At 74.9% G+C, this 12,858-nt stretch carries 9 protein-coding genes; all 9 read left to right on the forward strand.

From position 1 onward, the window contains the following. The first annotated feature begins 29 nt into the window (after nt 1-29). The 9 genes from mnmA to gatB all read left to right on the forward strand — a co-directional run bounded on the left by mnmA (nt 30) and on the right by gatB (nt 12,733). Nucleotides 30-1,103: a tRNA 2-thiouridine(34) synthase MnmA gene (gene mnmA, locus GA0070558_RS00855; RefSeq protein ID WP_091274406.1), complete on the forward strand. Its 1,074-nt coding sequence runs from the start codon at nt 30-32 to the stop codon at nt 1,101-1,103. Nucleotides 1,104-1,215: 112 nt separating this feature from the next. Further along, on the forward strand, nt 1,216-2,220 hold the full coding sequence (locus tag GA0070558_RS00860) for a uroporphyrinogen decarboxylase/cobalamine-independent methonine synthase family protein (protein ID WP_077936554.1): 1,005 nt from the start codon (nt 1,216-1,218) through the stop codon (nt 2,218-2,220). Between the two features lie 36 nt (nt 2,221-2,256). Next, nucleotides 2,257-2,625 (forward strand): VOC family protein, encoded by a 369-nt coding sequence (locus GA0070558_RS00865; protein ID WP_176734049.1) that lies wholly within the window; start codon nt 2,257-2,259, stop codon nt 2,623-2,625. A 59-nt stretch (nt 2,626-2,684) separates the two neighbouring features. Further along, on the forward strand, nt 2,685-3,698 hold the full coding sequence (locus tag GA0070558_RS00870) for an ADP-ribosylglycohydrolase family protein (RefSeq protein WP_091274408.1): 1,014 nt from the start codon (nt 2,685-2,687) through the stop codon (nt 3,696-3,698). 836 nt (nt 3,699-4,534) lie between these two features. Further along, nucleotides 4,535-6,670: an NAD-dependent DNA ligase LigA gene (gene ligA / locus GA0070558_RS00880; protein WP_091274777.1), complete on the forward strand. Its 2,136-nt coding sequence runs from the start codon at nt 4,535-4,537 to the stop codon at nt 6,668-6,670. A 191-nt stretch (nt 6,671-6,861) separates the two neighbouring features. Next, complete coding sequence (locus tag GA0070558_RS00885) at nt 6,862-9,297, forward strand: putative bifunctional diguanylate cyclase/phosphodiesterase (protein WP_091274414.1); 2,436 nt, start codon at nt 6,862-6,864, stop codon at nt 9,295-9,297. A gap of 148 nt (nt 9,298-9,445) precedes the next feature. Then, a complete protein-coding gene (gene gatC / locus GA0070558_RS00890) occupies nt 9,446-9,751 on the forward strand; it encodes an Asp-tRNA(Asn)/Glu-tRNA(Gln) amidotransferase subunit GatC (RefSeq protein WP_007075103.1) in 306 nt (101 codons plus the stop codon). Then, nucleotides 9,748-11,223, forward strand: coding sequence for an Asp-tRNA(Asn)/Glu-tRNA(Gln) amidotransferase subunit GatA (gene gatA, locus GA0070558_RS00895; RefSeq protein WP_091274417.1), 1,476 nt, complete (start codon nt 9,748-9,750; stop codon nt 11,221-11,223). Before gatC ends, gatA begins: the two co-directional genes overlap by 4 nt. A 13-nt stretch (nt 11,224-11,236) precedes the next feature. Beyond that, nucleotides 11,237-12,733 (forward strand): Asp-tRNA(Asn)/Glu-tRNA(Gln) amidotransferase subunit GatB, encoded by a 1,497-nt coding sequence (gene gatB, locus GA0070558_RS00900; RefSeq protein WP_091274420.1) that lies wholly within the window; start codon nt 11,237-11,239, stop codon nt 12,731-12,733. Nucleotides 12,734-12,858 lie beyond the last annotated feature (125 nt).

The following is a 12,858-nucleotide window of genomic DNA, read 5'->3' on the forward strand; positions in this document are numbered from 1 at the left end:
GCTCGGAGCGGGGAAGGGAGCGTGACGGGGTGAGGGTGTTGGCGGCCATGTCCGGCGGGGTCGACTCCGCCGTGGCGGCGGCGCGGGCCGTGGAGGCCGGGCACGACGTCACCGGCGTGCACCTGGCGCTGGCCCGCAACCCGCAGACGTACCGCACCGGGGCGCGCGGGTGCTGCACGCTGGAGGACTCGCGGGACGCCCGCCGCGCCGCCGACGTGCTCGGCATCCCGTTCTACGTGTGGGACATGGCCGACCGGTTCCACGCCGACGTGGTCGACGACTTCGTCGCCGAGTACGCGGCCGGCCGCACCCCGAACCCCTGCCTGCGCTGCAACGAGAAGATCAAGTTCGCGGCGGTGCTGGACCGGGCCGTGGCGCTGGGCTTCGACGCGGTGGTCACCGGCCACCACGCCCGGCTCGGCCCCGACGGGCTGCTGCGCCGCAGCGTCGACGCGGCCAAGGACCAGTCGTACGTGCTCGCGGTGCTGACCCGCGCCCAGCTCGACCGGTCGGTCTTCCCGCTCGGCGACTCGACCAAGGCCCAGGTCCGCGAGGAGGCGGCCCGGCGCGGCCTCGCCGTCGCCGACAAGCCCGACTCGCACGACATCTGCTTCATCGCCGACGGCGACACCCGGGGCTTCCTCGCCGGCCGGCTCGGCGAGGCGCCGGGCCAGGTGGTCGACGCGCTCACCGGCGCGGTCGTCGGCAGCCACACCGGCGCGTACGCGTACACGGTGGGGCAGCGCCGGGGCCTGCACCTGGACCGGCCCGCCCCCGACGGCCGTCCCCGCTACGTGCTCTCCATCACCCCGAAGACCAACACCGTCACGGTGGGGCCGGCCGAGGCGCTGGAGGTCTCCACGGTGCGCGCCGACCGTCCCGTGTGGACCGGCGGCGAGCGCCCCGACGGGCCGATCGAGTGCGAGGTGCAGCTGCGCGCCCACGGCGACGTGGTGCCCGCCACGGTCGAGCTGACCGGCGACACGCTGCGCGCCGAGCTGCGCCGCCCGGTGCGCGGGGTCGCCGCCGGCCAGGCCGTCGTCGCGTACCGGCCCGACCCGGCCGGCGACGTGGTGCTCGGCTCGGCCACCATCGCCGGCTGACGCGCCGCCCGGCTCGACCAGCGCCGCGTGCGCAGCCCAGCGCCGCGTGCGCGGTGCCCGGCTGTGCGACCATCGCCGCGTGCCGCCGGCCGCCGACCGGTACCCTTCGCCCGTGACAGCTAGCGCGTGGCCCTGGCCCCTCGGCGCGGCGACCGGCATCGGTTCGTTGCCCGGCACCGACATCGCCGAGGCGCAGCGGATCGTCCTCGGGGAGCTGCCCGCCCTGCCCCACCTGCCCGAGCTGCCGGCGCGCGGCCCCGGGGCGGACCTGATCGGCCGCACCGGCGGCCTGCTGGTCGAGCTGCCCGTCGAGCTGTACGCGGCCCACTGGCGGGTCGCCCCCCGCCCGGGGCGGGAGCTGCGCCGGGCCCGGGACCTCATGGAACGCGACCTCGACCAGCTCGCCGAGCAGGCCGAGGAGTACGCCGGCCCGGTCAAGGTGCAGGCCGCCGGCCCGTACACCCTGGCCGCCGGCATCGACCTGCCGATCGGCGGCCGGATGCTGCGCGACCCCGGCGCGGTGCGGGACCTCACCGGTTCCCTCGCCGAGGGGCTGCGCGCCCACCTCGCGGCGGTCGCCCGCCGGCTGCCCCGGGCCTCGGTGCTGCTCCAGCTCGACGAGCCGTCCCTGCCGGCCGTGCTGGCCGGGCGGGTGCCCACCGAGAGCGGCTTCGGCACGTACCGGTCGGTGCCGCAGCCCGACGCGGCGGACCTGCTGCGCACGGTGGTCGAGGCCGTCGGCGTGCCGGTCGTGGTGCACTGCTGCGCGCCGGACGTCCCGCTGGAGCTGATCCGCTCGGCCGGCGCGGCCGGGGTCGCCCTGGACCTCGCCCTGGTGAAGGATCTGGACCCGCTCGGCGAGGCCATCGACGCCGGGCTCGGGCTGCTGGCCGGCGCCGCACCGGCCACCCCGCCGCCCGGCGGTCGCGCGCCGACCTCCGCCCAGGTCGCCGATCGGGTACGCCAGCTCTGGGACCGCCTCGGCTTCCCGCGCCGCCGGCTGCCCGAGCAGGTGGTGGTCACCCCCGCCTGCGGCCTCGCCGGGGCCACGCCGCAGCACGTGCGGGCGGTGCTCGCGGCGTGCCGGGACGCGGGCCGGCGACTCGCCGAGGACTGAGGTTTCCTGTCGCACCCCGCGGGCAGGATGACGCACATGATCGGACAACTGCGCAGCACCGTGATCGACTGCCCCGATCCGCGTGCCCTCGCGGCGTTCTACGCCGAGCTGACGGGCCTGCCGCTGGCGGAGGGTGACTCCGACGGCGACGAGTGGGTGGTCCTCGGCGGCCCGGTGGGGCAGCACCCCCGGCTGGCCTTCCAGAAGGCCCCCGACCTGCGCCCGCCGACCTGGCCCGACCCGGAGCGGCCACAGCAGCTCCACCTCGACGTCACCGTCACCGACATCGAGGCGGCCGAGCGGGCGGTGCTGGCGCTGGGCGCGCGCCGGCTCGACGGCGAGGGGGAGGGGTTCCGGGTCTACGCCGACCCGGCCGGTCACCCGTTCTGCCTCTGCTGGGACTGACCCGGGACCGACCGGCCCGTCTGTGTCCCGTCGCATGGCGGGGATCGCCGGGGCGCGGCATGATCACACGGGTGATCGACTCCTCGCTCCGGCGGGCCTCCGGCTCGCTGCTCGGCCTGGCCTACGGTGACGCGCTGGGCCGCCCGACCGAGTTCCTGACCGTCGCCGAGATTCACCGCCGCTACGGCCCGTCCGGCCCCCGCGAGCTGGAGGGCGACCCCGCGCTGGTCACCGACGACACCCAGATGGCGCTTGCGGTGGCCTGGGCGCTGCACGACGCGCCCGCGCTCACCCCGGCGGCGGTTGAGCCGCTGCTTCGCGAGCGCTTCCTGGCCTGGGCGGTCAGCCCCGACAACAACCGCGCGCCGGGCATGACCTGCCTGCGGGCCTGCGCCGAGCTGTCCCGGGGGGTGCGCTGGCAGGAGGCGACCGTGGCCGGCTCGAAGGGCTGCGGGGCCAACATGCGGGTCACCCCGGTCGGGCTGCTCGCCGTCGACCTGGACACCCTGGCCGGTCTCGCCCAGCTCCAGGCGGGCCTGACCCACGGCCACCCGACCGGGCTGGCCGCCAGCGAACTGACGGCGTACGCGGTCCGCCTGCTGCGCGACGGCGCCGCGTTGGCCGAGCTGCCGGCGCTGCTCACCGACCGGGCCCGGGAGCAGCGCCGGGTCTACCGGTCGGACTGGCTCGGCGACCTGTGGCAGCGTCCCGGCGTCGACTCGCCGCAGGAGTTCATCGCCCGCGGCTGGGACGAGTGCCTGGGCGCACTGGGCCGTCTGACCACCACCCTGACCCGCCCCGACGACGGCGGCGACCCGTGCCGGCGTACCGGCGAGGGGTGGGTGGCCGAGGAGGCCCTGGCGACCGCGCTGCTCTGCGCGCTGTGGCACGCCGACGACCCGGTCGGCGCGCTGGCCCGCGGCGCGACCACCGCTGGCGACTCCGACTCCATCGCGGCCCTGGCCGGCGCGTTCGTCGGCGCGGCGCACGGCCTGCCGGCCTGGCCGACCGACTGGGCCACCCGCATCGAGTACGCCGACCAACTCGCCGCCCTCGCCGCCGGACTCGACTGACTGCTCCCCGGCCGACTGCCTTTCTCTTCGCCCCCGACTGCTCTCTTCCCCCGCCTGCCTCTCGACCCACCCCCCGAGCCGGCGGCGGGTCGAGGGCGGATGACTGCTGCCGGGACATAGGGAGCTGAGTCGAATACGACATCAGCGCCCTGCGAGGCAGCCCGACCACGGGCGGCGACATGCTCGGCGGTGCGCCAGCGGCCCGGCAGCGGTGGGGCGGTTCGGCGGCGAGGCGGTAGGGCGGTAAGGCGGTGGGGCAATGTGGCGGCCTGAACGCGCTGCTCGCGTTGTCCCGACCGATCCTCGTTGAGGCGGGTCGGGCGCAGGCTGGAGGCCGCAGGTCGACCCGCATACGCGATGCCGACTCGTTGCCGGCCGGAGCGCCTCGGACATCGTGCGGCGTTCCCGGGGAGACGCAGCGACAGGGCAGGCTGTGTGCCGAAGCCAGCGATGATCGTCTGCTGATCATGGAGACGGGCGTCGGCGTGTCGCCTCCAAAATCAGCAGACGATCATCGCGGGGTGGGGGTGGCCTGGTGGTGGGGGGCCTGGGCGGTGGGTGGCTCGCGGCGGGGCCTGGCGGCGGGTGGACCGGCGGCGGGTGGCTCGGTGGCGGGTGGACCGGCGGCGGGTGGCTCGGTGGCGGGTGGCCTGGCGGTGGGTGGGCCGGTGGCGGGGTGATGTCGTTGGTGACTCAGCTCCCTAGGCACCGCAACTGCCCACGTTCCCTCGCGTGACGTCGGCTGCTCCGCCCAGGCCGCGGATTGTCCCACCGTCCCGATACGGTGCGGGGGTAGCGTGAACAGGGAGGTCGACACGGTGTCCGAAGCCGGCAGCATGTCCGAGGAAGCCGTTCCACAGCAGGTGAGCCCGGCGCAGGAGGCGGCGGCGGGCCCCGAGCCGACCCCCGAGGCGCGGGAGCGGCACGCCACCCTCAGCCAGGAGCTGACCGAACACCAGTACCGCTACTACGTGCTGGACGCCCCCACCATCTCCGACGCCGACTTCGACCGGCAGTTGCGCGAGCTGGAGGCCCTGGAGGCCGAGTTCCCCGCCCTGCGCACCCCCGACTCGCCGACCCAGCGGGTCGGCGGCACCTTCTCCACCGACTTCACGCCGGTCACCCACGCCGAGCGGATGCTCTCGCTCGACAACGCGTTCGCCGACGAGGAGTTGGCGGCCTGGGCCGAGCGGGTGGAGCGGGACGCGGGCGGCCCGGTGCCCTACCTCTGCGAGCTCAAGGTCGACGGGCTGGCGATCAACCTCACCTACGAGAAGGGCCGGCTGGTGCGGGCCGCCACCCGGGGCGACGGGCGCACCGGCGAGGACGTCACGGCCAACGTCCGCAGCATCCGCGACGTGCCGGCGCGGCTGACGCCGTCCGACGACTTCCCCGACGTGCCCGAGTTCGTCGAGGTGCGCGGCGAGATCTACTTCCCGATCGCCGGCTTCGCCGACCTCAACGCGAGTCTCGTCGAGCAGGGCAAGGCGCCCTTCGCCAACCCGCGCAACGCCGCCGCGGGCAGCCTGCGGCAGAAGGACCCCCGGATCACGGCCTCCCGGCCGCTGCGGCTGGTGGTGCACGGCATCGGCGCCCGGCGCGGCTACACGCCGACGGCGCAGTCCGAGTCGTACGCGGCGCTGCGCTCGTGGGGGCTGCCCACCAGCGACCGCTGGCGGGTCGTGCCCGACCTGGCCGGCGTCGCCGAGTTCATCGCGTACTACGCCGAGCACCGGCACGACGTCGAGCACGAGATCGACGGGGTCGTGGTCAAGGTGGACCCGGTCTCCATCCAGGGCCGGCTCGGCTCGACCAGCCGGGCCCCGCGCTGGGCGATCGCCTTCAAATACCCGCCGGAGGAGGTCAACACCAAGCTCCTCGACATCGAGGTGGAGGTCGGGCGCACCGGCCGGGTGACCCCGCGAGCCCTGCTCGAGCCGGTCCTGGTGGCCGGTTCCACTGTCGCCTACGCCACTCTGCACAACGCCCGTGAGGTGGAGCGCAAGGGGGTGCTGATCGGCGACACGGTGGTGATCCGCAAGGCCGGCGACGTGATCCCCGAGGTGCTCGGCCCGGTGGTCGACCTGCGCCCCGCCGACGCCAAGCGGTTCGAGATGCCAGCGGACTGCCCTTCCTGCGGCACCGCCCTGCGCCCGGAGAAGGAGGCGGACGTCGACATCCGCTGCCCCAACAGCCGCAGCTGCCCCGCGCAGCTGCGCGAGCGGGTCTTCCACCTCGCGGGCCGGGGCGCGTTCGACATCGAGGTGCTCGGCTACAAGGGCGCGGCGGCGCTGCTCGACGCGCAGGTCATCACCGACGAGGGAGACCTGTTCGGGCTCGACGCCGAGCAGTTGGCCCGGTCGCCGTTCTTCGTCAACAAGGACGGCAGCCTCGGCAGCAACGCCGCCAAGCTCCTCGACAACCTCGCCGTGGCCCGGGAACGCGACCTGTGGCGGGTGCTGGTCGGGCTCTCCATCCGGCACGTCGGCCCGACCGCCGCCCAGGCCCTCGCCCGGCACTTCCGGTCGATGGCGGCGATCCAGGCCGCCAGCGAGGAGGAGCTCTCCTCGGTCGACGGCGTCGGCCCGACGATCGCGGCCAGCATCGTCGAGTGGTTCACCGTCGACTGGCACCGCGAGGTGGTCCGCAAGTGGGCCGAGGCGGGCGTACGGATGGCGGAGGAGGCCGGCGACGAGGGGCCGCGCCCGCTGGAGGGGCTCACGGTCGTGGTGACCGGCACCCTGAGCGGGTTCTCCCGCGACCAGGCCGCCGAGGCGATCCAGGTGCGGGGCGGCAAGGTCACCGGCTCGGTCTCCAAGAAGACCGGATTCGTGGTGGTGGGCGACAACCCGGGGTCCAAGGCCGACAAGGCGGCCACCCTGAAGGTGCCGGTGCTCGACGAGGACGGCTTCCGGGTCCTGCTCGATCAGGGCCCGGACGCGGCCCGGGAGGTGGCCCGGGTCGGCGAGTGACCCGAGCGGGAGCGTGGCGGGCCCGCGACGGGCGACCGCCGGTGCACCTTGACCGCACCTGGCCGCGTATACCAAGTTAGTTACGACTAGGACCGATTCGCGGCTGTCATCTCTGAAAAGCGGCACCCAGGGCGTTTCATGGTGGTCACGGCGGGCACAGGGCCCGCCGCGACCGCTGCCCGGGAGGTGCGATGGAGGCCGTCGATCCGCGAAACTCCGTCCCGCCGGGACGGGTGACGCCCTTCTTCGGTTTCGTCGCCGCCGTCGCCGCGCTGGCGGTGCTGCTTTCTGTCGGGCCGCTGGCCGCGCTGGCGGGCCGGCTCGCCGAGCTGCCGACGGCGTTCTGGACGATGGCGGCGCTCGCCGTCGTCTGCGACGCGCGGCCGTTCGTGCCGCCCGGGCGGCGGCAGTCGTCGGCGGTCTTCCCGTCCACCTGCTTCACCTTCGCCATCCTGCTCGGCTGGGGGCTGGGCCCCGCCGTCGCCGTGCAGACCGTGGCGGTGGTCGTCTCCGGCTGGCGGATGGGGCACGCCGCGTGGCGCTCCGGCTTCAACGCCGCCCAGTACGCCTGCGCCCTCGCCGCCGCCTCGGCGGTCACCGCCCTGGGGCCGGGGAGCATCTTCGCCGGCGGGCGGCTGCGCTCGGTCGACGTGCTGGCGGTGGGCGCGGCGACCGCCGTCTGGTTCGCGGTCAACTACGGCCTGGTCAGCACCGCCATCCGGCTGCGCTTCGCGGACCGCTGGTGGCCCGGCGTGCGGTCCGGCCTGGGGTACGAGCTGATCTCCACCGGGTCGCTGCTGCTGCTCGCCCCGGTGCTGGTGGCCGCCGCCCGGGCCAGCGCCGCGCTGATCCCGCTGGTGCTGGTGCCGCTGTTCGCGGTGTACCGGATGGCCCGGCTCGCCGCCGAGCAGGAGCACCTCGGAGCGCTCGACCCGCTCACCGGCCTGCCCAACCGCAAGGCGCTGCTGGCCGAGGTCGCCGAGCAGGTCCACCTGCACGCCGAGCGCTCCGCGCGCAACGAACCGGACGCCCAGCTCGCGCTGCTGCTGATCGACCTGGACCGGTTCAAGAACGTCAACGACGCGCTCGGCCACGCCGTCGGCGACCGCCTGCTGATCGAGGTCAGCGCCCGCCTGGCCGGCGCGGTGGGGGAGCGGGACCTGCTCGCCCGCCTCGGCGGCGACGAGTTCGCCATCGTCAGCACCGGGCTCACCGGCGTGGACGCCGCCCGCGCCACGGCCGAGCGGCTGGTCGCCGCGCTCGCCGAGCCGGTGTCGCTGGACGGGCTGCCGCTGGACGTCGGCGGCTCCATCGGCATCGCCATGTATCCCGAACACGGCGAGGACTTCGCCACGCTGATGCGCCACGCCGACGTCGCCATGTACGACGCCAAGCACCGCAACGACACCATCGCCGTCTACGCCGCCGAGTCCGACCACAACTCGGCCGAGCGGCTGGGGCTCCTGGCCGACCTGCGGCGCGTACTCGAGGCGGGGCCGGTCGGGTCGGCGGAGCGCGACGCGCCGGTCGGTGCGCGCGGCGGCGACGGGGCCGCGCTGCCGGCGGCCCTCCCCGCGGCGGCGGGCGGGCCGGTCGACGCGGGACGGCCGGCACCCGCCGGGCCGGGCCGGTGGCGGGCCCGCCGGCACCGGCAACGCGCGGAGCCGGACCACCCCGACGACCTGATCAACCGGATCGTCACCGCCGCCGACCCGATCCGCCGGCGGGCCGCCGAGCCCGACGCCGAGCCCGACGCCGAGCCCGACGCCGAGCCCGACGCCGAGCCGGGCGGGGCGGACGCCGTGGTGCCGGCGCCGCAGGCCGGGCCGGCGCGCGGCGACGCCGACGGCGCCGGCCGGATCACGATGTACTACCAGCCGCAGGTCGCCATCGCCACCGGCGAGGTCGTGGGCGTCGAGGCGCTGCTGCGCTGGCGGCACCCGCGCCGAGGCATGGTCGACCCGGAGGAGCTGATCCGGGTCGCCGAGCAGAGCGCCGTGATGCGGCTGCTCACCCGCCGCGTCGTCGACGACGTGGTGGAGCAGCTCGCGAAGTGGTCGGCGGCCGGGATCACCCTGCGGGCCGCGCTCAACGTCAGCGTCCGGGACCTGCACACCGGCGAGATCGCCGACCAGATCGCCGACCGGCTGGCCCGCTACGGCGTCCGGCCCGACCGGCTGCAACTGGAGATCACCGAGGGCGCGCTGATGGCCGACCCCCGCCGGGTGCTGGCGACCATCTCGCGGCTGCACGCCATCGGGGTGGCCATCGCGCTGGACGACTTCGGCACCGGCTACTCCAGCATGCAGCACCTGCGCCGGCTGCCGCTGTCGGAGGTCAAGGTGGACCGGTCGTTCGTGCTGGGGATGGCCGACGACGCCGACGACGCCGCGATCGTCCGGTCGATGATCGAGCTGGCCGGGGCGCTCGGGCTGCGGGTCGTCGCGGAGGGCGTGGAGGACGAGCGGACCTGGCGGCTGCTGCACGCCGCCGGCTGCGACGTGGCGCAGGGCTGGTTCTACGCCCGGCCCATGCCCGCCGGGGAGCTGACCGACTGGCTGGCCCGCTACCGGCCGCTGCGGCCGGCGGCCCGCGAGGCGGAGAGCCGGCCCCCGCAGGCCCGCTGACCCCGCCGCCGCGCCGGCCGCAGGGGGAGTCGGGGACGCCCGGCCGGTGCCGGGCAATAGACTCGCTGCGGTCACCGCGCGTCATCGTCGTTCCCGGCGCGCGGCAAGCCACCGCCAGATGCAGCAGGACAGCCAGAAGGGGGCACTGATGGCCGCCATCTCCCGCGAGGAGGTCGCGCACCTGGCGCGACTGTCGCGGCTCGCCGTCACGGAGGAGGAGCTGGACACCTTCGCCGGCCAGCTCGACACGATCCTCCAGGCGGTCGCCCAGGTCGGCGAGGTCGCCGCGGCGGACATCCCGCCGACGTCCCACTCCGTGCCGTTGACCAACGTGCTGCGCGAGGACGTGGTGGTGCCCGGCCTGACCCCGGCCGAGGCCCTGTCGGGCGCGCCCGACGCCGAGGAGCAGCGGTTCCGCGTCCCGCGGATCCTGGACGAGGATGTGGCGTCATGACCGACCTGACCAAGCTGACCGCCGTCGAGATCGCCGGCCTCGTCGCCGGCGGCCAGACCTCGGCCGTCGAGGTGACCCAGGCCCACCTGGACCGCATCGCCGCCGTCGACGACCGGGTGAACGCCTTCCTGCACGTCGACGCCGACGGCGCGCTCGCCGCCGCCCGCGCCGTCGACGAGCGCCGGGCCGCCGGTGAGGAACTCGGCCCCCTCGCGGGCGTGCCGGTCGCCGTCAAGGACGTGCTCACCACCAAGGGCGTGCCGACCACCGTCGGGTCGAAGATCCTGGAAGGCTGGCGCCCGCCGTACGACGCGACGATCGTGCAGCGGCTGCGCGCCGCCGGCACGGTGATGCTCGGCAAGACCAACATGGACGAGTTCGCGATGGGCTCCTCCACGGAATACTCGGCGTACGGGCCGACCCGCAACCCGTGGGACACCGACCGCATCCCCGGCGGCTCCGGTGGCGGCAGCGCCGCCGCGCTCGCCGCGTACGAGGCGCCCCTGGCCATCGGCTCGGACACCGGCGGCTCGATCCGCCAGCCGGGCGCGGTCACCGGCACCGTCGGCGCGAAGCCGACCTACGGTGGCACCTCCCGCTACGGCCTGGTGGCGTTCTCCTCCTCGCTGGACACCCCCGGCCCGTGCGCGCGTACGGTGCTCGACGCGGCGCTGCTGCACGCGGCCATCGGCGGCCACGACCCGCGCGACTCCACCTCCATCCCGCAGCCGGTGCCCGACGTGGTGGCCGCCGCCCGGCTCGGCGCGACCGGCGACCTGACCGGCGTGAAGCTGGGCGTGGTCACCGAGTTCTCCGGCGAGGGCGCGGAGCCGGGCGTCGCGGCGGCGTTCCGCGACTCCGTCGACGCCCTGGCCAAGCTCGGCGCGGAGATCGTCGAGGTGTCCTGCCCCCACTTCACGTACGCGCTGCCGGCGTACTACCTGATCGCCCCGAGCGAGTGCTCCTCGAACCTGGCCCGCTTCGACGGCGTCCGGTTCGGGCTGCGGGAGGGCGACGACGGCAACCGGTCCCTCGAAGAGGTCATGTCGCTGACCCGGGACGCCGGCTTCGGCCCCGAGGTCAAGCGCCGGATCATGCTCGGCACGTACGCGCTCTCCTCGGGCTACTACGACGCCTACTACGGGCAGGCGCAGAAGGTCCGCACCCTGATCACCCGCGACTTCACCGCCGCGTTCGAGCGGGTCGACGCGCTGATCTCGCCGACCACCCCGTTCGTGGCGTTCCCGATCGGCGCGCGCACCTCCGACCCGTACCAGATGTACCTGGCCGACCTCTACACGATCCCGACCAACCTGTACGGCGGGCCGGGCATCTCGGTGCCGTGTGGCCTCTCCGACGGGCTGCCGGTCGGCCTGCAGGTCATGGCCCCGACGATGGCCGACGACCGGATGTACCGGGTCGCCGCCGCGCTGGAGTCCGCGGTCGGCACGTTCACCCCACCGGCACTGTGAGGCAGGAGCACCGATGAGCACCACGACCTTGCCCGCGTACGACGACGTCGTCGCCCGCTACGAGCCGGTGATCGGCCTGGAGACCCACGTCGAGCTGGGCACGAACACCAAGATGTTCTGCGGCTGCCCGACGGACTTCGGCGGCGAGCCCAACACCCGGGTCTGCCCGGTCTGCCTGGGCCTGCCCGGGTCGCTGCCGGTGGCCAACAAGGCGGCCATCGAGGCGACGATCCGGATCGGCCTCGCGCTCAACTGCTCGATCGCCTCGTGGTGCCGGTTCGCCCGGAAGAACTACTTCTACCCGGACATGCCGAAGAACTTCCAGATCAGCCAGTACGACGAGCCGCTCTGCGTCGACGGCTACCTCGACGTCGAGGTGGGCGGCGAGCTGGTCCGCATCGGCATCGAGCGGGTGCACCTGGAGGAGGACACCGGCAAGACCCTGCACGTGGGCGGGGCCACCGGCCGCATCCACGGCGCGACGGAGTCGCTGGTCGACTACAACCGGGCCGGCATCCCGCTGGTGGAGATCGTCACCAGGCCGGTCCCCGGGACCGGGGCGCTGGCCCCCGAGGTGGCCCGCGCGTACGTCACCGAGCTGCGTGACGTGATCCGTTCGCTGGGCGTCTCCGACGTGCGGATGGAGGAGGGGTCGCTGCGCTGCGACGTCAACACCTCCCTCAACCTGCCCGGCCAGGAGTGGGGCACCCGCACCGAGACCAAGAACGTCAACTCGCTGCGCTCGGTGGAGCGGGCGGTCCGGTCGGAGATGCTGCGGCAGGCGTCGGTGCTCGACGCGGGCGGCCGGATCACCCAGGAGACGCGGCACTTCCACGAGGACACCGGCGACACCACCCCGGGCCGGTCGAAGGAGACCGCGACGGACTACCGCTACTTCCCGGAGCCGGACCTGGTGCCGCTCGCCCCGGACGCCGCCTGGGTGGCCGAGCTGAAGGCGGCCCTGCCGGAGCTGCCCCGGCTGCACCGCCGCCGCCTCCAGGAGCAGTGGGGCCTGTCCGACGCCGACATGCAGTCGGTGCTCAACGCGGGCGCGGTCGAGCTGATCGAGGCGACCGTCGCCGCCGGGGCCACCCCCGCCGCCGCCCGCAAGTGGTGGCTGGGCGAGCTGTCCCGCCGGGCCAACGAGACGGGCGTGGAGCTGGCCGACGTCGGGGCCACCCCGGTGCAGGTCGCCGAGCTGCAGGGCCTCGTCGACGCCGGCAAGCTCAACGACAAGCTTGCCCGCAGCGTCCTGGAGGGCGTGGTGGCCGGCGAGGGCTCGCCGACGGAGATCATGACCGCCCGGGGCCTGGAGGTCGTCTCCGACACCGGCGCGCTGACCGCCGCCGTGGACGAGGCGATCGCCGCCAACCCGGACATCGCCGAGAAGATCCGCAGCGGCAAGGTCGCGGCGGCGGGCGCGCTGGTCGGCGCGGTCATGAAGACCACCCGCGGCCAGGCCGACGCGAAGACGGTCCGCGAGCTGATTCTCTCCCGCCTCGGCGCCTGAGATGTAAGGAGGGGGCCCTTGTTAACGCTTTCTGTATAGGAAGGGCCCCCTCCTAACACCCGCACCCCCACACCCCCACCCACACCCCCACCCCCTCGCGAGGCGTCAACGGCGACGCCCGGATG

The organism is Micromonospora haikouensis (assembly GCF_900091595.1).
Taxonomy (GTDB): Bacteria; Actinomycetota; Actinomycetes; order Mycobacteriales; family Micromonosporaceae; genus Micromonospora; species Micromonospora haikouensis.

Bases quoted from the DNA above. Each gene is read 5' to 3' on its own strand.
- GA0070558_RS00865 (WP_176734049.1), top strand. From the start codon at position 2,257: ATGATCGGACAACTGCGCAGCACCGTGATCGACTGCCCCGATCCGCGT.
- GA0070558_RS00870 (WP_091274408.1), top strand. From the start codon at position 2,685: ATGATCACACGGGTGATCGACTCCTCGCTCCGGCGGGCCTCCGGCTCG.
- ligA (WP_091274777.1), top strand. From the start codon at position 4,535: ATGTCCGAGGAAGCCGTTCCACAGCAGGTGAGCCCGGCGCAGGAGGCG.
- GA0070558_RS00885 (WP_091274414.1), top strand. From the start codon at position 6,862: ATGGAGGCCGTCGATCCGCGAAACTCCGTCCCGCCGGGACGGGTGACG.
- gatC (WP_007075103.1), top strand. From the start codon at position 9,446: ATGGCCGCCATCTCCCGCGAGGAGGTCGCGCACCTGGCGCGACTGTCG.
- gatA (WP_091274417.1), top strand. From the start codon at position 9,748: ATGACCGACCTGACCAAGCTGACCGCCGTCGAGATCGCCGGCCTCGTC.
- gatB (WP_091274420.1), top strand. From the start codon at position 11,237: ATGAGCACCACGACCTTGCCCGCGTACGACGACGTCGTCGCCCGCTAC.